This window comes from Bacteroides cutis, from assembly GCF_900241005.1.
GTDB classification, from domain to species: Bacteria; Bacteroidota; Bacteroidia; order Bacteroidales; family Bacteroidaceae; genus Bacteroides; species Bacteroides cutis.
Map to the genome: position 1 here is coordinate 401,193 of NZ_OEST01000002.1, position 21,071 is coordinate 422,263.

Annotated in this window: 19 protein-coding genes; all 19 read left to right on the plus strand. The window is 33.7% G+C overall.

Annotated elements, in window-relative coordinates:
- Positions 1–4 precede the first annotated feature (4 nt).
- The 19 genes from C1A09_RS05720 (at position 5) to proS (ending at position 21,004) form a co-directional block, all read left to right on the plus strand.
- Complete coding sequence (locus C1A09_RS05720) at positions 5–1,516, plus strand: BCCT family transporter (RefSeq protein ID WP_101542762.1); 1,512 nt, start codon at positions 5–7, stop codon at positions 1,514–1,516.
- Positions 1,513–2,172, plus strand: a complete 660-nt coding sequence (locus tag C1A09_RS05725) for a hypothetical protein (protein WP_101542763.1) — start codon at positions 1,513–1,515, stop codon at positions 2,170–2,172. Before C1A09_RS05720 ends, C1A09_RS05725 begins: the two co-directional genes overlap by 4 nt.
- A gap of 9 nt (positions 2,173–2,181) precedes the next feature.
- The gene (pseI, locus tag C1A09_RS05730) at positions 2,182–3,195 is read left to right on the plus strand and encodes a pseudaminic acid synthase (protein WP_101542764.1); all 1,014 of its coding nucleotides are present in this window, start codon (positions 2,182–2,184) and stop codon (positions 3,193–3,195) included.
- 10 nt (positions 3,196–3,205) lie between these two features.
- Positions 3,206–4,342, plus strand: coding sequence for an ATP-binding protein (locus C1A09_RS05735; protein ID WP_101542765.1), 1,137 nt, complete (start codon positions 3,206–3,208; stop codon positions 4,340–4,342).
- A gap of 24 nt (positions 4,343–4,366) precedes the next feature.
- On the plus strand, positions 4,367–5,071 hold the full coding sequence (locus tag C1A09_RS05740; RefSeq protein WP_101542766.1) for a PIG-L deacetylase family protein: 705 nt from the start codon (positions 4,367–4,369) through the stop codon (positions 5,069–5,071).
- A 179-nt stretch (positions 5,072–5,250) separates the two neighbouring features.
- The gene (locus tag C1A09_RS05745; protein ID WP_101542767.1) at positions 5,251–6,762 is read left to right on the plus strand and encodes a capsular polysaccharide export protein, LipB/KpsS family; all 1,512 of its coding nucleotides are present in this window, start codon (positions 5,251–5,253) and stop codon (positions 6,760–6,762) included.
- Position 6,763: 1 nt separating this feature from the next.
- Positions 6,764–8,206, plus strand: coding sequence for a lipopolysaccharide biosynthesis protein (locus tag C1A09_RS05750; protein ID WP_101542768.1), 1,443 nt, complete (start codon positions 6,764–6,766; stop codon positions 8,204–8,206).
- A complete protein-coding gene (locus C1A09_RS05755; RefSeq protein WP_101542769.1) occupies positions 8,203–10,206 on the plus strand; it encodes a pyruvate formate lyase family protein in 2,004 nt (667 codons plus the stop codon). Before C1A09_RS05750 ends, C1A09_RS05755 begins: the two co-directional genes overlap by 4 nt.
- Positions 10,193–11,035 carry a 4Fe-4S cluster-binding domain-containing protein gene (locus C1A09_RS05760; protein ID WP_180949182.1) on the plus strand — a complete coding sequence of 281 codons (843 nt, stop codon included), beginning with the start codon at positions 10,193–10,195 and terminating at the stop codon, positions 11,033–11,035. The genes C1A09_RS05755 and C1A09_RS05760 overlap by 14 nt, the downstream gene beginning before the upstream one ends.
- Entirely contained in the window at positions 11,032–11,550 is a 519-nt protein-coding gene (locus tag C1A09_RS05765) for an acyltransferase family protein (RefSeq protein WP_101542771.1), read from the plus strand. The genes C1A09_RS05760 and C1A09_RS05765 overlap by 4 nt, the downstream gene beginning before the upstream one ends.
- A gap of 440 nt (positions 11,551–11,990) precedes the next feature.
- Entirely contained in the window at positions 11,991–13,115 is a 1,125-nt protein-coding gene (gene glf, locus C1A09_RS05775) for a UDP-galactopyranose mutase (protein ID WP_101542773.1), read from the plus strand.
- A gap of 3 nt (positions 13,116–13,118) precedes the next feature.
- Positions 13,119–14,021 (plus strand): glycosyltransferase family 2 protein, encoded by a 903-nt coding sequence (locus C1A09_RS05780; protein ID WP_101542774.1) that lies wholly within the window; start codon positions 13,119–13,121, stop codon positions 14,019–14,021.
- Positions 14,022–14,191: 170 nt separating this feature from the next.
- On the plus strand, positions 14,192–15,313 hold the full coding sequence (locus C1A09_RS05785) for an O-antigen ligase family protein (RefSeq protein ID WP_180949183.1): 1,122 nt from the start codon (positions 14,192–14,194) through the stop codon (positions 15,311–15,313).
- Positions 15,314–15,317: 4 nt separating this feature from the next.
- Positions 15,318–16,298, plus strand: coding sequence for a hypothetical protein (locus C1A09_RS05790; protein WP_145998975.1), 981 nt, complete (start codon positions 15,318–15,320; stop codon positions 16,296–16,298).
- A gap of 74 nt (positions 16,299–16,372) precedes the next feature.
- A complete protein-coding gene (locus C1A09_RS05795; RefSeq protein WP_101542777.1) occupies positions 16,373–17,467 on the plus strand; it encodes a glycosyltransferase family 4 protein in 1,095 nt (364 codons plus the stop codon).
- 13 nt (positions 17,468–17,480) lie between these two features.
- Positions 17,481–17,942, plus strand: a complete 462-nt coding sequence (locus C1A09_RS05800) for an acyltransferase (protein ID WP_101542778.1) — start codon at positions 17,481–17,483, stop codon at positions 17,940–17,942.
- Positions 17,939–19,021 carry a DUF1972 domain-containing protein gene (locus tag C1A09_RS05805; RefSeq protein ID WP_101542779.1) on the plus strand — a complete coding sequence of 361 codons (1,083 nt, stop codon included), beginning with the start codon at positions 17,939–17,941 and terminating at the stop codon, positions 19,019–19,021. The genes C1A09_RS05800 and C1A09_RS05805 overlap by 4 nt, the downstream gene beginning before the upstream one ends.
- A gap of 14 nt (positions 19,022–19,035) precedes the next feature.
- Complete coding sequence (locus C1A09_RS05810; protein ID WP_101542780.1) at positions 19,036–19,272, plus strand: hypothetical protein; 237 nt, start codon at positions 19,036–19,038, stop codon at positions 19,270–19,272.
- A gap of 238 nt (positions 19,273–19,510) precedes the next feature.
- The gene (gene proS / locus C1A09_RS05815) at positions 19,511–21,004 is read left to right on the plus strand and encodes a proline--tRNA ligase (RefSeq protein WP_101542781.1); all 1,494 of its coding nucleotides are present in this window, start codon (positions 19,511–19,513) and stop codon (positions 21,002–21,004) included.
- Positions 21,005–21,071: the final 67 nt, after the last annotated feature.

Here is a 21,071-nt window from a genome sequence, read left to right on the forward strand (position 1 = left end):
GGTTATGAAAAAGGGTACATGGTATAGTCGTAACTTGGTGTTTTTTTGGACGATTATAATAGCCATTTCCGTCATTGTCTTTGGTGCTGTTTACAGTACTCAGCTTGGAGAAATATCCGGCGTTTTCATGCAATGGGTTAGTCATTATTTCGGTTGGCTATACATTTGGGCCATATTTGCATTTATTGTATTCCTTGTTTGGATTTCTTTCAGTAATTACGGTAAGATTAAATTAGGAAAAGACACTGACAAACCGGAATTTAGTAATTTCTCATGGTATTCTATGCTGTTTTGTGGCAGTACAGGAATCGGGTTGGTGTTTTGGAGTATAGCAGAGCCGTTATCTCATTATGCTGCACCTCCTACAGGAGTTGTAGCGGGATCTCAGCAAGCGATTGATTTTTCTGTAAGAACCTGTTACCTGCACTGGGGCATTACTCAATGGGTTTGTTTTGCTGTTGTAGGCCTTGGTATAGCCTACTTCCAGTTTCGTAAGGGGAAGAATGCGCAGATTAGTAACCTGATGATTCCGCTGGTTGGTGAAAAACATACTGAAGGTTTCTTTGGAAAAGCCATTGATGGGTTCTCTGTAGTTGTTTCTTTTGCTGGTGTTGCCACATCATTAGGTTTGGGAGTTTCTCAGATTTGTGGTGGTCTTAACTATCTGTTTGACATTCCAAAGAACGAAAATACCATATTGACCATCATCATTTTGATAACATTGGTGTTCATAATCAGTGCTATTTCTGGTGTTTATAAAGGTATAAAGATTCTATCGAACTTAAACACGATTCTTGCTTTAGCTTTGCTTGTCGTGGCTTTTGCTGTTGGTCCCAAGATTACAATGCTGAATAACTTGACAAATAGCGTTGGTCAGCACATTCAGTACTTTTTTTCAGATGTGATGATGATTAATGCCTTTGGCAATAATGAGTGGGTGATGAATTGGCGTGTGTTCTATTATGCATGGTTTGTTGCATGGACTCCTTTTGTGGGCATGTTTTGTGCAAGAATATCAAAAGGTAGAACGGTGCGTGAATTTATTTGGGGAGTGGTTGTCGTTCCAACATTATTCACTATCGTATGGTTGGCAGTATTTAGTGCCATAGCATTGTCTACCGTTCAGGGCTGGAGTCTTGAGAATGTACAGCAGTTGATAGCTTCTCCGGAAACAGCAGTGTTTATTGTATTTAGCCATTATCCTCTTAGCCAGGCTATTTCAATAATGATTATTGTTTTATTAGGTATCTTCTTCATTACTTCGGCTGATTCTGCTACTTATTCACTCAGTATGATGACATCAAATGGCAGTATCACTCCTCCGGTATATAAAAAGGTGGTGTGGGGTATTGTTTGTAGCTGTATTGCTTACATCCTTTTATCAGCCGGAAGCCTGAAACCTTTGCAAACGATTTCAATTGCAGCTACGTTACCATTTCTTTTTGTGATGATTGCTATGATGTGGGCTTTGGTGAAAGATATGAAGAAGTCGGATTTAACTGAAACGAAAAAATGAAGATAAAAAGATTATTGTTGGTCGTTACAACCTTGATGCTAATGACAACTGTCATGGCACAGGTTCCATATTTTTCAGGAACAGTAGGTGATGGAAAATTATATGGCTACACTTCACTGAAAATCCGCCCGGGAATAAACGCTCAGGAAACTTATACCGCATTTCAATATGGTATAGGCAATTATTTCGCTACGGGTGTTGATCTCTATACCGATGCAGGTACTTCTTATATGGGCTATCTTGTAAGAGCGGGATATAAGTTCAGTAAGTGGTTTGGAATTGGTGGACAGGTAACGCCTTCATTTGATTTGAACGATAATATGAAGTTTTCCTACTTAACATCTGCCCTCTATATGAATGGAAATATAACGGATAGTGGCCGGTTGTTTTGGTGTAGCAATACATGGTGGGGGGTAAACAAAGGAGCTGGCAATACAATGTCACAATGGACATTTTTGGGATATGCTATCCCCATAGGAAAAGGCCGAAGTTTCACTCCCATGATTGGAGAAATTCATTCTTGGAAGATGGATAGTGACATGGATATTGCTGCAGGTTTCTACTATTCAGTCAAAAAATGGAATTTTTATGTTTGGGGTAATGACTTCTTGAAAGTTCATCCCAGAGTAGTGGTTGGTGTGGATTTCGTATTGTAATAATATTATATGAGCAAGACTTTTATTATTGCCGAGATGTCGGCAAATCACAATCATCGCAAGGAGGTTGCAATTGAGACAATTAAGGCAGCTAAGAAAGCGGGAGCTGATGCTATCAAGATTCAGACGTATTCGTCAGAAACAGAAACTTTGGATTGCGACAAGCCTGATTTTAGAGTTGGAAAAGGTTTATGGGATGGAGAGACTTACTTTAGCCTTTACCGCAAAGCTGATACTCCATGGAAATGGCATGAGGAACTATATCATGTGGCTAAAGAAGAAGGGTTGATTTGTTTCACTACACCAACAAATAAAGAAACGATAGACTTTGTGGAGGTTTTGGGTAATCCCATTTATAAGATTGCTTCTTTCGACATTATTGATATTCCCTTCATTCGCTATGCTGCATCAAAGCAGAAGCCGATGATTGTTGCTACAGGTATCGCAACAGAAGTAGAGATTAAAGAAGCTGTTGACGCTATACGTGCAGAAGGAAATAACGATATTACGCTTCTGAAATGTACATCGGCCTATCCTGCAAAAATAGACCAAGCGAACTTGCTAACTATGCCTGATATGAAAGAAAAATTTGGGGTTAAAGTTGGTGTGTCTGACCACACTTTTGGTAGTCTTGTGCCTATGACTGCTGTAGCTTTAGGGGCAGAAGTAGTGGAAAAGCATTTTATCATCGACCGTTCTATCGGTGGTCCTGACTCTGATTTTTCGATGAATGCAGAAGAATTTGCTCAGATGGTGAAAGATGTTAGGAATGTTGAGTTGGCATTAGGTGCTGTCACTTATCCAACGGATGTTAATGCTATTGCTGGTCGTATATATTGCCGTTCGCTTTATGTAGCAGAAGATATGAAGTCAGGAGATGTCATTACAGAGAAGAATGTGAGAGCTGTTCGTCCCGCTTTTGGATTACCAATCAAATATCTACCACAGTTATTGGGCAAGAAAGTAAATAGAAATTTGGAAATGGGTACTAGAATGAGTCTTGAGTTTGTCAAGGATATATGATTTAACATAAATGAATAACGAGATAGATAAGCATAAATTTATTCTTGTCGCTTTGGAACACTATAATTCTTTAGGGATTATTCGCACACTTGGAGAATTGGGTATTAAGCCCGTGTTCGTAGGGGTAGATTATAAGGTTCCAGTAACCTCTGCAAGCAAATATATAGGTGTGCACCACCGTGTGAAATCCATTGCGGAAGCATACGACACTGTTATCAAGAACTATGGTGATGTTTATTCCAAAACTGGCTGCAAACCTTTTCTGCTCTTTAGTGACGATGATGTTTACAGTGTTTTTGACGAGAATATCGAGGACATACAGAAGAACTTCATTACTGCAAATGCGGGAAAGAATGGTCGGGTGGTTGAATTTATGGAGAAGGATGCTATTCAGGGTCTTGCTCGTCGTTACGGTCTTCCTACTATTGATTCTCATGTAGTTAAGCCTGGTATAGTGCCCGATGGATTGAAATATCCAGTGATAACCAAAGCTATTTCCCCGTTGGCAGGTGCTTGGAAAGGTGATTTCCATATTTGTGAGAGCGAGTCACAACTTCGAGAGGCTATGGCAACAATCAATGCAAAGAAATGTATGATTCAGCCATACTTGGAGAAAAAAAACGAAATTCAGTTCGAAGGATTTAGTTACAATCATGGCAAAGGTATGTTCACTGCTATTCAATGTGCATACAATTATAATATTAAAGGATATTATAGTCCTTACATGAATGTATTCTCTCCCAAGCATTCTGATTTTCTTATTAAGCTCAACAGCATGCTTGAAGAGATAGGTTATGAAGGACTTTGGGAGATTGAGTTTTTGGTGGATACAGAAGACAATTATTGGTTTCTTGAAATCAATTTCCGCAGTTCTCCTTGGCATCGTGCTGCCACCATTGCAGGTATGCCTCTTTCATACCTTTGGTGTAAGACTATGCTAACGGGCAAAGCGCCCAAGCGCAGGAAATTCGACCCTTTTGATGCAATGGTAGAGCCTGTTGACTATGGCAAACGAGTTGAAGAAGGCCGTTGTACTTTGCCTGAATGGTTGACCGATTTCAGGACTGCTAAGTGTTTATATAATTATGATGAGAATGATATGGAACCTTGGAAACTGGTCGTTAATCATTGGGATGAATTGAAATAATTTTTTATATAAAACATTACATATATGTTTTCTAATAAACGAATCATGATTGTTGCCGCCCATCCCGACGATGAACTGCTGGGGCTGGGAGCCACCATGCATAAGCTCATCAAGGAGCAGGGCATACTGACCCGGGTCATCATTTTAGGTGAGGGGATTACTTCGCGTTCGGATGCCCGCAATACGGAATTATGGAAAGAAACTTTGGAAAAACATCACCAGAATGTGGAGATAGCGCGTCAGTGCATAGGTTATCACAGCGTGCAGGCTTATAACTTTTCCGACAACCGTTTCGACAGCCATGCATTGCTCGATATCGTGAAGGTAGTGGAACATGAGAAGGAACAGTTTCGTCCCGACTTCATCTTTACCCATCATGGAGGTGACCTTAATATAGACCATCAGATGACTTTCCAGGCAGTGATGACTGCCACACGTCCTATGGAGGATGAACCGGTGAAGGCTGTTTTTGCTTTCGAGACCCCATCGGCCAGTGAGTGGCAGGCTACTTGTGATCCCCGTCATTTCATGCCGAATCTTTACATGGAGATTTCGGAGGCTGACTTGAAAGCAAAATGTGATGCCATGGCAGCTTATGAATTCGAGAGCCGTACTTTTCCGCATCCACGTTCTTCGGAAGCATTGAAAATTCTTGCACAGTATCGCGGATATACTATAGGAAAGCAGTTTGCAGAGGCATTTCAGATTGTGAGAATGATAAAAAAATAATATGTGGCTTTGATATCAAGTTTGTTTACAGAACTTTAATAAAGTATTTTATAATCTATGTCTATCTTGAAGAATTACATCAATAACCTTAGCTAATAGCTTTGTACACATTTTGTACCATTTACACTTTTTAAAGATAAAAATAATTAAAATTTCATGTCTATATATTCAACAAAAAAATGAAGGTTCTCATTTTCTCTGCAAATAATGATTTCAGTGCTATAGAATGTGCAACAATGCAACTAAACAAGGGTAATGAAGTCTTTGTATTGTCTTGTGATTCCAATATGAAAATTTGCATGCATAATAAGTTGGGTAATTCTTTATATTGTAAACTTTGTCAACATACAATGCTATCTGCATGGAAAAAATCAGGTGTTTTTGATAAAATACATTATTATAAGTTTTCTCAACTTATCAAAAAACAAGATCGAGACAAGGCTTTTAGTTTCAATACTAATTTTAATTCCATTACAGAATTAAAAGATGCTATATACAAAGGAGCTGAAGTTGGATATGGAGCCTTTTCCTCATATGTATCAATGTCCAGAAACGTCATGCCTAATATATCACGTGAATTCAAAAAATTCATAGCTTTTTTAATTCAAAAAGAAATAGAATTATATGAAGTCGCAGAAAGACTAATTATTGAAAACAGTATAGAATTACTTATATTTCATAATGGTCGATTTTCTACATATAAACCATTTTTAGGGCTTGCGGAAAGATTTAGAATACCGTATGTCATTACAGAACAAGAATATTGTAATGATGATGTAATGAAGAATTATTTTGTTAATGGTACACCTCATGAAATGCAACCAATTATTGAACATATGAATAAAAATTGGGAAGCAGGAAAGGCTGTAGAAGATGTAGAGAAATATGCACATGATTTTTTTAACAAAAGAAGAAATAGTCAGGCTGCAGGTGATATGGTATATACAAAAGATCAGATAAAGGGCCTTCTGCCGGAAAAATGGGATAAATCCAAAGAAAATATAGCTATCTTTAATAGTTCGGAAGATGAGTTTTGTGCTGTTTCAAAGGCATTTGACAGTTATACGCTATATCCTTCCCAGTATGATGCGCTAATCTCAATATTCGAACATTATAAAAATGACGATTCTAAATATTTTTATCTTCGTATCCATCCTAATTTAAAAAACGTACCATATAAATCTCATTTAATACTTTACACTTTACAATATCCCAATGTGACAATTATTAAGCCAGAATCGCCTGTTAATTCTTATTCTCTTTTAGATAATTGCTCAAAAGTTATAATATTCAATTCAACTGTAGGATTAGAAGCATCATATTGGAGAAAACCGGTTATAGCGCTAACCCATTTTTATTACTCTGAATTTGAAGCTGTATATACTCCTAAATCCCAAAATGAACTTTGGAAATTAATAGATACAAAAGAGTTGGCAGACAGATATAATGAAGGAGTTTTAAAGTTTGCATATTTCCTATATCGTAAGAATTTGCCAAAATTTGAATATGTATCTTACAAATATATAGATTTTAAATTTCTAAGAACAAGATTAAGCGGTGCTATGGTTATGAAATTTTTGAATAGTTATAAGATTATGGCTATCATTGAATTTTTAATAAATCGGATCCCTTTTCCATCACCAATTAATAGATATTGTAAACTCCCGGAGACAAAACCATACCAAGTATAAAATGGGGAAATATAAGACTTTAGCAAAGAACACAGGATTTGTATTAATTGGTACAATTGGTAGTAAATTAATTAATATAATTATGCTACCACTTTATACTTTTTGGCTGAAACCTGAAGAGTTTGGAGCAATAGATACAATAACCACCTATTCGATGTTATTTATTGGCTTTGTATGTTTATGTCTGCCTGATGCCATTTTTATATTCCCCTATAATTCATCAAATAGTAAGAAGAAAGAATATTTCTCATCGGGAATTATTTTTAGTATGATTGCCATTACTATTAGCGCTTTGTTTTTTTGTCTTGTGCAATTCTTTTTACTAAAACAAAAAATGCATAATGTCTTGTCAGATTATACATGGTTGATATTTTGGTTAATGGTTACATCATATATGCAGAGCTATTGCCAATCATTTACGAGGAGTTTAAATAAGATGATGCAATATAGTATTGCTGGTATTGTTCTTACTCTTTCAACAGCATTATTCTCTGTTTTATTCATACCACATTTAGGTCTGTCAGGTTATGCATTATCTCTTATATTAGCTCAACTAGTAGCAGCAATCTATTCATTTGTGGCTGGAGGATGTTATAAATATATACAATTTCAAGGTAATAGTTGGTCAAGCGTAAAAGAAATGTTGACATATAGTGCTCCATTGTTACCCAATGGAATTATGTGGTGGTTAGTTAATGGTCTCAATAGACCTATTATGGAACACTTCCTTGGCCTTGCTGCAATTGGTCTTTATGCAGTTGCAAACAGATTTACAGGTATGCTTTTCAGCTTACTGAGTATACTGAGTACAGCATGGGGTAACAGTGTGCTTGAAGAATATGGAAAACCTGGGTTTGAACGATTTTATAATAATTATATTAAGATGTTGGGGATATTGCTATTTTTCGGAGGATATCTAATGATTATATTTTCCAGATCAATTGTAAGTATTTTTACAACATCGGAATATTACGACGCTTACTATTACATATCTCCTTTGATGGCAGGAATTATTTTCTCTGGTATGTCTGGTGCAGTTGGAGGAGTCTTTTCAGCCACTAAGACTAGTAAATATTTCTTTTACTCAAGTCTTTGGGGTGGGATTTGCTCAATAATTACTCTCATAGGACTAACTTCAGTATTCGGATTAATGGGCACATGTATAAGCGTAGCATTTTCTTTCTTCACAATGTTTTTGTCACGAACAATATATGCTTCAAAATTTGTAAAGTTAGAGAATATTTGGTTTTACATCCAACTCTCTATTGTGTTTATATTAATGAGTTGTTGTGAAATTTTAATTGAAAATAATAGTAGGTATATTCTGCATACTTTTCTTTTCTTTGTTAGTGTGTTTCTTTGCAGAAAAGATATAGTTTCTGTCATAAGATTGTTAGACTTGAAACATAAATTATCCAATTTGACAAATAGATTAGGTAAATGAGATTGTTAGATTATAAATATGCTTATGCTACAGATATGAAGCAGGCTCATCCTAGTAATAAGATTTTAAAATTGCTAGGATTATTCAAATTTATAGCAAATAATAAGTTAGTTTTTGGTTATAACAATATAGATCCAACTCTGTCTTCAGCATATCAATTTCAAAAAATAATTCGTATTATACGTATAGATTATACTATGGATTATGTATATCCATGGGATAAGCAAACAATACGTTTTGTACCTAAAACTAATTATCAAATTGCTAGTGTAACAGCCGATTATAAGTGGTTTTTAGAACATCCTTTAAAGGAGAAATTAATTGAAATAGAAAAATTACCAAAAAGTGATTTTAAAAAGGCTCTCTTAATAACACTCAACTCAATCCATGACTTATTGATCCGCATTAGTTTTGAACTCAGAAATAATGCTAATTGTAGAAATAATCAATTAGCAGATTATATCGATAATATTTGGGATAGAAACTGTAACTCTTTTGATGAAGCTATTCAACGAATATTGTTCTTTAATGCTTTATTTTGGCAGAATAAACATCGTCAAAATGGAATAGGTCGTTTAGATTATTGGCTTGAGCCATATTATTCAAATGACATAAAAAAAGGTATTTTATCTCATGAGCAAGCTAAATCATATTTAGCTAAAATGATAAAGATTTTAGGAAAAGATCAAAAAGCTAAAAGCAACAGTGAATTCCCAGGTGATACAGGTCAAGTAATAATAATAGGTGGCATTGATGAGAATGGTATTAATGTAGACAATGAAATTACTCATCTGTTATTGGAAATTTATCAAGAGAATCCTGTTCCAGATCCAAAACTCATTTTTAGAACTAACAGTTCTACAACCGATGAAACATGGCTTGGTGTTGCTAAAAGTATAATTAAAGGAAGTGGTTCACCCCTTATAGTAAATGAAGATTTAATTTTTCCATTAATGGAAAAATTTGGGTATTCAAAAGATGATTTATATAATCTTGGTACTTCAGCATGTTGGGAGCCTCTTATAATAGGAAAATCATTAGACCAAAACAATTGTATTCCCAATATACCTATTGTTAAGGTCGTGGAGGATGTATTGAAAATGTATCCAAATAAAGACTATAACGAGTTTGTTTCAAATATTGACTCAACAATCACTTCAACAATTGCAGGTTGGAATTTGAATATTAACTTTGACCGTTCTTCATTATTGTCACTATTTTTTGACGACTGTATCAAGAAAAGGACAGACTTTACCCAAGGAGGTGCAAAATATAGCTATCATGGTATTCTTATAGTAAGCTTACCAAATCTCATAAATTCCATGCTTAATATAAAAAAGTATATCTATGATGACAAAATCATAGATATACAATATGCAATAAATTGTTTAGAGCAAGACTTTGAGGGATACGAGGATTATCGGATCTTGATGCAGCAGAATCCTCTAAAATTCGGATCCACTGAAACAGAAGTAATAAATCTTACACAGCACATTTTAGATGTGATAGAACGTGCTACATCTAAACGAACGATGTTTGGTAAGAAAATTAAAGTTGGTTTCAGTTCTCCTGGATATATAGGGTTGGCCAAAAACTGTAAAGCTACTATGGACGGAAGAAGAAAAGGTGAACCATTTGCAGTTCATATATCACCGATTTCATCAGATATTGACATTTTAAAAGTTTTTGATTTTGCATCTAAACTTAATTACTCAGGATGTAATATTAATGGAAATGTAGTTGACTTTATCGTACCTTCTGCATATGCAAAAAATCCTGAGAAGTTTGCTTTTTTACTTAAAAGTGCATTTGAGAAAGGAGTATATGAAGCTCAACTCAATGTATTGGATAAAGAAACACTCATTGATGCCAAGGCACATCCTGAAAAGTATCCTAATTTGATTGTTCGTATATGGGGCTTTAGTGCATATTTTAATGATTTGCCAGAAGAATATAAAGATAATCTTATTCAAAGAGCCCAGTTATATGAATATAATTAGAGTAGTCTCTATTCAGAGAGGATGTGTCTATGATGGTCCAGGCATCAGGACTACAGTATTTCTCAAGGGATGTACACTACATTGTCCGTGGTGTTGTAATCCTGAGGCAGTCTCTATCGAAACTGATTTTTTCTTTTATGAAGATAAATGTCTTATAAATAAAGGGATAGAATCTAAAATGTGTGCTCAATGCAACAGATGTGGAGGAGTTAAAAGTACTTTATTGTGTCCTTTTAAATATACAGAACCAACATCAAAAGAATATTCATCAGATGCACTTTCGGATGAACTATTAAAGGATAATGATTTATACACCAGTTCTTTGGGTGGTGTTACTTTTTCTGGAGGAGAACCTTTATTGTGGATTCATGAATTAGTACCAACGTTAGAACGTTTAAAAATCAGGAACATTGATATTGCTTTTGAAACGACTCTTCAAATTTCAAAAGATAATGTTGAAAAATCTTTTGCATATGCAAAACTTATGATTATTGATTTAAAACTCCAACCAGAAATGTTTTTAGAGTCAGAGAATTATATAAGGTCAATGAAATTACATTTAGATAAGATAAAATCAAAGAAAATAGACGTGATTTATCGGTTGGTTTTTGTAAATTCAGTATATACTAATTATAAATTAGTAATAAATAGATTGCAATACTTAAATGTAAACAGTATTGAACTGTTGAAGTGTCACAATCTAGCTCACAAAAAGTATCAATACTTGGGAATTACAAATATTGATTATACAGCAGATGAAAATAAGTTTTTTCAATTTATTAATCTGATACAAAAAAGTGGTATAAATGTAAATCCTTTATCTATATGAATCGTACAATTACGGATATAACAAAGTTTATTTGTTGTATTTTGATATTTATACATCATTTTTATTTACGAAATCCTATAGTATATTCATTGGGATATATTGCTTGTACTATTTTCTTCTTTCTTAGTGCTTTCGGAGTATATTCTTCTTTAGAACGTAAACCTCAGAATTTTTATTTATTTGTTAAGAGTAAAGTAAAAAGAATTATCTTTCCTGTACTATTAGTTAATATCATTTTTTTGACAATAACATCACCTATTTTAGGAATTAATTATAAGATACCTATTTTTAGGGTCTTTTGCGATAATATATCTTTCTTGCCAGTTAATCCATATAATTTAGTAGGTTCAATTCTAGGATTTATTAAAATTGATTCTGTAACTTGGTTCATTGATGTTCTTATTATTGCTTATCTTTTTATATGGGGATTATTTAGAATTCATTCTAAGGTAAGTAAGAATCTAATTATATTACTTGGATATATTACAATACTTTTAGGGGGGGGGTATTTTTAACCTTGAACCTTATTATATAATTGATACATTTGGTATTGCATTAGGATTATTGTATGCAATTAATAAAAATCGCATTGATTCATTTTTATGTAAATATAGAATAGAAAAATATGTAACTTTAGTTATTCTCTCCTTTTTGGTTACATTTGAATATTTTTACAAAGATATAATACAGTTTAGATTCTTATTGTTAATAGAATTAGGGTATGTTTTATTATCTGTGATAATGGTCATCTATGCAGGTATGTACACTAAGTATCAGAAACTTCATATTCCAGCATTACTTGGAAGTATATCATTCTTTATTTATTTAGTTCATGTGAAAATAGCCTGTATTATTTACTGTTCATATGGTAAATATTTCTTTTTGACATTAAGTGTTGTATTTGTTATAGCAGTACTCCTTATGAAATTAAATGATTCCCTAATAAAAAAATAAAATGAAATACGATTATCTCATAATAGGTTCTGGATTGTTTGGAGCTACATTTGCTTATAGAGCTAAAAGAATGGGTAAATCATGTCTTGTAATAGACAAACGTTCACATCTTGGTGGTAATATCTATTGTCAAAAAATAGAGGGTATTAATGTACATGTGTATGGTGCACATATTTTCCATACCAATAACAAGAAAGTATGGGAGTTTGTGAATTCTATTGTAGAATTTAATCGTTATACCAATTCACCTATTGCAAACTACAAGGGTGAGTTGTATAACTTACCATTCAATATGAATACATTTAACAAGATGTGGCCAGAAGTTAAAACTCCTTCGGAGGCACAGGCTAAAATTGAAGAGCAGAAAGCGGAAGCGGTAATGGCATTGGCCGGTCATGAACCAATTAATCTTGAGGAACAAGCTCTTTGTCTGGTTGGTAAAGATATCTTCAATAAACTTATAAAAGAATACACAGAAAAACAATGGGGGAGAGATTGTAAGAATTTACCTGCATTCATTATCAAACGTCTTCCCATACGTATGATTTTTGATAACAATTACTTTAATGATAAATATCAGGGTATTCCAATCGGTGGTTATAATAAATTAATTGATGGTTTACTAGAAGGAGTTGATTGTCTCACAAATATAGATTTTTTTGATTCTGAATACAAAAATTGGAAAACGTATGCTGACAAATTAGTGTATACTGGTGCTGTCGATGAGTACTTTGAATTCAAATTAGGGAAACTTGATTGGAGGACTGTTAGTTTCAATACACGTATTATAGATATTCCAAACTATCAAGGTAATGCAGTTATAAACTATACAAGCCATAATGAACCATATACTCGTATTATTGAGCATAAACATTTTGAGATGTTTGGTCAAGATGTTTATGAAAACCCTAAAACGATTGTCAGTGAGGAGTATTCTACGGAATATAAGGATGGTATGGAGCCCTATTATCCTGTTAATGATGAGCGCAATAATACATTAGCTGAAGAATACCGCTTGTTAGCTGAAAATGAAAAGGATGTAATTTTCGGTGGTCGGCTTGCACAATATCGTTATTACGACATGGCTCCGATCATTGAACAAGTTTTAAATTTAAAAATAAAATAGAATATGGAGAAGATAACTGCTGTGGTTGTTACATATTGTCGATTGGAACTGGTTAAGAAAACAATCAGTGCACTTCGTAATCAACTTTATAAGCTTGATAGTATCATTGTTGTTGATAATAATTCAACTGATGGAACATCAGAGTGGCTTGATTCTCAAAATGACTTGGTCGTAATTCATCAAGAAAATATAGGTGGTTCCGGGGGCTTTTACAGAGGTATAAAAGAAGCTTATGATAGAGGAGCCGATTGGATTTGGTGTATGGATGATGATGTTTATCCTAGACAAGATTGTTTGAAAAATCTTTTGAATAATGATGATGACAAAGTTGGAATTCTTTGTCCGCGGAGAATTATTAATAATCAACCTTTTGTAGGTGAATGTATTAAACTTAATTTTAGTTCATTCTTGAAACCTTTTCATGAAAAAGAAACACCTCTATATTTGTATGAACAAGATAAACCGTTTAGTATTATGGGAATGGCTTTTGAAGGACCATTGATAAAACGAAATGTCATTTCAAAAATTGGATTACCCAATAAAGATTTATTTATATTATTTGATGATACAGAATATTCCTACAGAGCAGTCGTAAATGGATTTCCTGTCCATTTAGTTCCAAATGCTATTTTGGATAAGGAAGACTTTGCACAAATAAGTGATAAAAATCAGCAGAGAAGAAAGTCTGCATGGAAACTTTTTTATGAAATTCGTAATAATAGTTATATGCATCATACATATGGTACTACCTTTTCAATAAGAGTGATTAAACCATTATTATTACTATTACGCTATGATATAATCTTTCTGAAAAATTTATTCAATGACAAATATAAATTCTCAGACTTTATTTCTTGGCATAGAGCATATTTAGATGGCCAAAAAGCTAAATTAGGCAAAAAATGAGTGTTATTCTCTATTTGTTATTGATAAGTATCTCTATTTATAAATATTTCAAAGCTCAATATCTGAGTTTTTTAATATGTATAGGTTTAATCATATTTAAAGGATATGGCCTGTTTTCTCTAGTTCTAGGAGAAATTGATAAATCGACATACGACTACCTTTTAATAATAATGTTACTGATACTATCAGTCAAAGCTATAAAGAATAAGAATATACTATCAACAAAAGGAGATAAAATAGCTAAAGCTATTTATACAATTTTACTTTATCAACTATGCATTGTTATATATACAGGGATAACAGGTGTAGACAGTTGGGTTAATGCTTTGGGGCAATATAGGTTTTGTCTATTGTTATTATTATATTTTATAGTTAAAAATATAGAGTACAATATAGTTGAAACCTTTTTCATATGGTTATTAAAAATAATCCCTTTTATTGCGATTCTTTTCATGCTAATGAACATATACCAAAATGAAGATGGAAATCCTTTTAAACAAACAGTAATGGGTATCTTTCCATCTATATTGTTTTATATGTTAACAGAGAAAACGCCTAAAATAGCAAGGAATAAAAGGGGATTTTATATTTGCCTACTGTCTCTATGTATTTTTAATCTTTATGCACGTATGCTTTTAATAGCTATATTAGGAACAATATGTTTTTACATAGTTTTTGTTTTAAAAAAGAAACAATATGTTTTTCCTATTATAGTACTGATGTTTATTTCCCCATTCATGTTACAATACTTGGACTCGCAAAAAGCTGATAGCCATAATTCAAATGACTTAAAAACAGAAATTGAGATTATACAGTCAGCTTCTGATTATTCCGATTTTAGGGCCAGTTCTGGAGTTTTACGTTTCATGAGTGTTATGGAAAGATTAGATTATATGTCACAGAATATTTTTAATGGATTATTTGGCATAGGAGCAATGAAAGAAGAAACCGCTCAAAATAAATTATCATTTATTTCAGGAACACATGGATATATCAAAGATAATTCTGTAACATTACAACTAGATACTGATGATGTTGGATTCTTGTCTCAATATATGCGTTATGGACTGGTATATATTTTCTTATTTATCAATTTAGCAAGACTTTCATTTAAATATTTCAAAAAGAATATGGAAATGCCACTTATGAAAACAGGCTTTATGACATTGCTCATGATGTTTTTAGTTATTCCAGGTTCTAATTATTTTTTTTATGAATGGACAATGTTTTCTTTTCTTATTGTATTAGGGTATTTGGGAAATAAGATGAGAACAAATACTATAAGAATTTGACAGTATGAATTTATACATTTTTTTTGAAGGAGGCTATCGTTTTTTAAGAAACAGACGTTATATACCAATGCGTGTTATGTCTCCGTTTCGCTATTTATGGAGAAATATTGCTAGATTTATTTTACCGCATTGGTTAGAAAAAACTTTTTGTAGAGAATACTCAGAATTTGCATCTGATTTTTTAAAGGATAATGGTTTTGATAATCAATTAGTAGTTTCTTTCACATCCTTTCCTAAGAGAATAGGGAATGTCTGGCAAGTTGTTGAATGTTTAAAAAGACAAACCATTAGACCTGATAAAATTATTCTGTATCTTTCTAAAGAACAATTTTCATCCATTGAAGAAATTCCCGATAACTTAATATCTCGACAAGATGATATATTTCACATTGAGATGGTAGATGGAGATCTTCGATCCCATAAAAAATTCTTTTATTCATTTACCAGTTATCCAGACAATCTTGTTTTATTAGTTGATGATGATATTTATTATCCTTTGAATATGGTAGAACAAATGTTAGAAGCTTATATGGAAAATTCTAATTCTATAATTTGTCGTTTCGGATATAAAATACAATATAACAAGGATGGAAGTCTAAAGAATTATTTTACCTGGCCATTAATACAAGATGCAAGCTTCAGTCAATCAATTTTGTTTGGAACAGGAGGAGGGTCATTGTTTCAGCCAAGTAAATTATATAGAGATACTTGTAACGCAAATTTGTTCGAGAATTTATGTCCATTGGCGGATGATATATGGATTAACGCAATGGTAAGATTATCAAAACAAAATATCGTAAAATTAGATTGTGGAGGGCTATTACCTATCTATAACAAAAATAATGAAATGTTGTGTACATTAAATGTTATAGAAAATCAAAATGATGTTCAATTAAAGGCCGTTGATGATTATTATACGAATCACTTGGGAATTACTATATTTAAAATAGACAAATACCTTAAATTAGCAAATTCTCCAATATAGTAGACATTCATTGATTAACAAAATATACTTTTTCAATGAAAAACATAGAATTACGATAAAATAATTTTAGTAAGATGAATATTTTCGTAGATTGCCATGTTTTCGATGGCATATTTCAAGGCTCTCGTTCTTATATTAAAGGTCTCTATTCTGAAATTGTAAAAATAGTGCCAGATATCCATTTTTATCTGGCAGCCCATGATATAATCAATTTGGAAAAAGAATTTGGGAAGAATTCTAATGTTACTTATTTAAAGTATAAATCTACAAATAAGTTTTATCGATTGGTTTTTGACATACCTTCTTTAATAAAAAAATACAAAATTGACTATGCCCATTTCCAATATATACTTCCGTTGTTTAAACAGTGTAAGGAGATTGTAACAATTCATGATGTTTTGTTCTTGGATTATCCACAATATTTTAGTTGGAAATACAAAATTTTATATAATTCTCTTTTTAGGTATGCTGCTCGTCGTGCAGATTTGTTACTGACAGTATCAGAGTATTCTAAAAATAGAATTATTAAATATTATGATGTAAGAAGGGATGAAATATATATTACGCCTAATGGTGTGTGTGATAATTATTATAATCAGTTACCTATAACTTTATCTTCTCCTTTTATATTATTCGTAAGTAGGATAGAAGAACGTAAAAATCATCTGGGTTTGATAAAAGCTTTTGTTAAAACAGGGTTGTGGCAAAATGGTATAAATTTGATTTTAGCAGGACGTAAGTCTGAATGTGTTCCGAATCTTGATAACTATATGAGAATGTTATCTCAAACAATAAAACAACATATCATATTTCTAACTCCGTCGGATGAGGAATTACGATGGCTTTATGCTAATTGTTTATTTTTTGTATATCCCTCATTTGCAGAAGGGTTTGGTATCCCTCCCTTGGAAGCTGCAATTATGCAAAGACCTGTTATTTGTGCGAATACAACAGCTATGCAAGATTTTGAGAGTTTAGGATTTATCATGTTTTCTCCTGCCGATATCGATGATTTGTCAGCAAAGATGATATTATTGGCTAAAACAAAGGAAGATAAAAAAAATCTGCAACTGATTGCTACTAACATCATGAAAAAATATAATTGGAATAGTATTGCGATGTCTTATTTAAAAATATTATCCAAACATTTTCTTGAAATCAATAAATAATAGTTTCTTGATTATGAATGAAGTAAATAAAATTGCAATTCCTCAATATTCTTTACAAAGAATATTGAGGAAGCTACTATTGACATTGTCTGTATCTCCGATTTTTACAGGCAATTTTCGTTGTAAAATTTTAAAATGGGCAGGTGTAAATATAGGAGGTCAATCATTTATTGGTGCCAATGTTATTATTGATACTTTACATCCAGAACTGATATCTATTGGGCAAGGTTGTGTTATAACAAGTGGTACTTGCATTCTATCTCATTTTTATTCAACTCAGAAGGCAATATTTTATTTAGGAAAAGTCCATATAGGAAAAAATGTATTCATTGGTATGAATACTATTATTGTTAAAGCAGTAACTATAGGGGATAATGCTGTTATTGGTGCAGGTTCAATAATTACGTGTGATATACCTAGTGGAGAAATTTGGGCAGGTAATCCCGCTAAATTTATAAAGAAAGTAGGAATATGAGAAAAATTTCAATAATTGGCACAGTAGGAGTACCTGCCAATTATGGTGGTTTTGAGTCTTTAGTAGAAAATATTATTGGTGATAATTCTTCAAAAAACATTCATTATACTATTTATTGCAGTAGTAAGAATTACTCTCAAAAGCTTCTTTCTTATAAGAATGCAAAATTGAAGTATATTCCGTTGAATGCCAATGGAAGCCAGAGTATCTTATATGATATTATCTCTTTGCTGAAGGCCACAAGAAGTAGTGATGTTATCCTTGTTCTGGGAGTGTCCGGCTGTTGTTTTCTTCCGGTATATCGCTTGTTCTCCCGAAAACGCTTAGTTATCAATATTGACGGTTTGGAACATAAGCGCGACAAATGGGGGAAATGGACAAGACGTTTTTTGAAGTTTTCGGAGAAGATGGCCTTAAGGTATGGTGATGTGATAGTGGCAGATAATAAAGGCATTCAAGATTATGTAGCGGAAGAGTATGGCAAGAAAGCGGCATTGATAGCTTATGGAGGTAATCATGTGTTGTGTAATATTTCGGATATTGAAAATGAAGTATTAGAAAAATATGAACTGAAAAGAGAAGAATACTCTTTTTCACTTTGTAGAATAGAACCGGAAAATAATGTACATATAACATTAGAAGCTTTCAAAGTATCCGGTAAAAGACTGGTTTTTGTCGGAAATTGGGAAAGAAGTTTATATGGGAAAGAATTATTGGAAACCTATGCTGACTGCGAGAATATTCATCTATTATCTCCTATATATGACTTGAAAATATTGAATGTATTGAGAAGTCATTGCTCTTTTTATATACATGGGCATAGTGCAGGAGGGACTAATCCTTCGTTGGTAGAAGCTATGTTCTTCCAAAAACCGATATTGGCTTTTGACGTCATATATAATAGGGAAACGACAGAGCAAAAAGCTAATTATTTTTCTTCAGTTGATGATTTAGTAAAGTTATTAGAATTGCCATATTCAACTTTTCAATCAAATGCAAATAATATGATAGAGATTGCTCAAAGACGTTATCGGTGGGAAGTTATTGCACAACAATATGAGATATTATATAATGAATAAAAACAATATATATAATGGATGTAAATTATAAACTTATTGATACTCAGAAAATCATAGACTACATAAATTCCTTTTCAGGAGAGATTAGGGTAGAGGATATCATTCGGAATTCCGGTGCTGACAAGCTACGGGTATATCCCGCACTTTTCGAATTGGAACAGGAGGGGATCATTGATGTATTAGAACGAGAAGAATTGGGAGCACCAGCAGTGGTATGTAAGAGAAGAGACTCCTCTACATATTTAGAGTGACATCTTTATAATAAACGACAGGTAACAGCGGTTATTTTGTTTTAGGCGGCAGCCGGGATTGCTCAGTTTGAGTAATTCCGGCTGCTTTATTATTTATAAATTAAAGTGTAAGTACAAATTATTTATATGTATCCACACAAAAATAGTGATTATATAATAAACACTTTTAGCACAGAAATTTGTACTTTTGCACTTCGTTTAATGAACCCGAATAGAAAACTTTAAAATACGAAATAGAATGGCAGTAGAATTGAAAGACCTTACCAAACGTAGTGAGAACTATTCTCAGTGGTATAACGAATTGGTGGTGAAGGCCGATTTGGCAGAGCAGTCGGCTGTGCGTGGTTGTATGGTTATCAAGCCTTACGGATACGCTATATGGGAGAAAATGCAACGTCAGTTGGACGATATGTTCAAGGAAACAGGACATGTGAATGCTTATTTCCCGTTACTTATTCCAAAATCATTTCTGAGCCGTGAGGCGGAACATGTAGAAGGTTTTGCCAAAGAGTGTGCTGTAGTGACGCATTATCGTTTGAAAAATGATCCGAATGGGGGGGGAGTTGTGGTGGATCCTGCCGCAAAACTGGAAGAGGAACTGATTATACGGCCGACCTCGGAGACTATTATTTGGAATACTTATAAGAACTGGATCAATTCTTACCGTGACCTGCCTATCTTGTGCAACCAGTGGGCTAACGTGTTCCGTTGGGAAATGCGTACCCGTTTGTTCTTACGTACGGCTGAGTTTTTGTGGCAGGAAGGACATACCGCCCATGCTACCCGTGAGGAAGCTGAAGAGGAAGCTGTAAGAATGTTGAATGTATACAGCGATTTCGCTGAGAAGTATATGGCGGTGCCCGTTATCAGAGGTGTAAAATCCGCCAACGAACGTTTTGCCGGTGCACTCAACACTTATACCATTGAAGCTATGATGCAGGATGGTAAGGCTCTGCAGAGTGGTACTTCCCACTTCTTGGGACAGAACTTTGCCAAGGCATTCGATGTGCAGTTTGTAAACAAGGAGAATAAGATGGAATATGTATGGGCTACTTCGTGGGGAGTATCTACCCGCTTGATGGGAGCGCTTATCATGACGCATTCTGATGACAATGGTCTGGTATTGCCGCCGCATCTGGCTCCGATACAGGTGGTTATCGTACCTATCTATAAGAATGCGGAAATGCTGGCTAAGATTGACGAGAAGGTAGCGGGTATTGTTGCCAAGTTGAAATCGCTGGGTATCTCCGTGAAGTATGACAATGCCGATAATAAGCGTCCGGGATTCAAGTTTGCCGATTATGAAGTGAAGGGGGTACCTGTACGCCTTGTAATGGGTGGCCGTGACTTGGAAAACAATACGATGGAAGTGATGCGTCGCGATACGTTGGAGAAGGAAACACGTTCTTGCGAAGGTATCGAGGAATACGTAAAAGATTTGCTTGAAGAGATCCAGGCAAATATCTACAAGAAGGCGCTTACTTATCGTAATAACCGTATTACATCAGTGGACAGTTATGACGAGTTCAAGGAAAAGATCGAAGAAGGTGGTTTTATTCTGGCTCACTGGGATGGAACAACGGAAACTGAAGAAAAGATCAAGGAGGAAACAAAAGCTACCATTCGCTGTATTCCTTTTGACTCCTTCGTGCCGGGTGACAAAGAACCGGGTAAATGTATGGTTACAGGTAAACCGTCGGCTTGCCGTGTGATATTTGCACGCTCTTATTAATAAAGACAGACATATATATTTTATAATATCAGGGGGATATGGTTGAAAAAGACTGTATCTCCCTTTT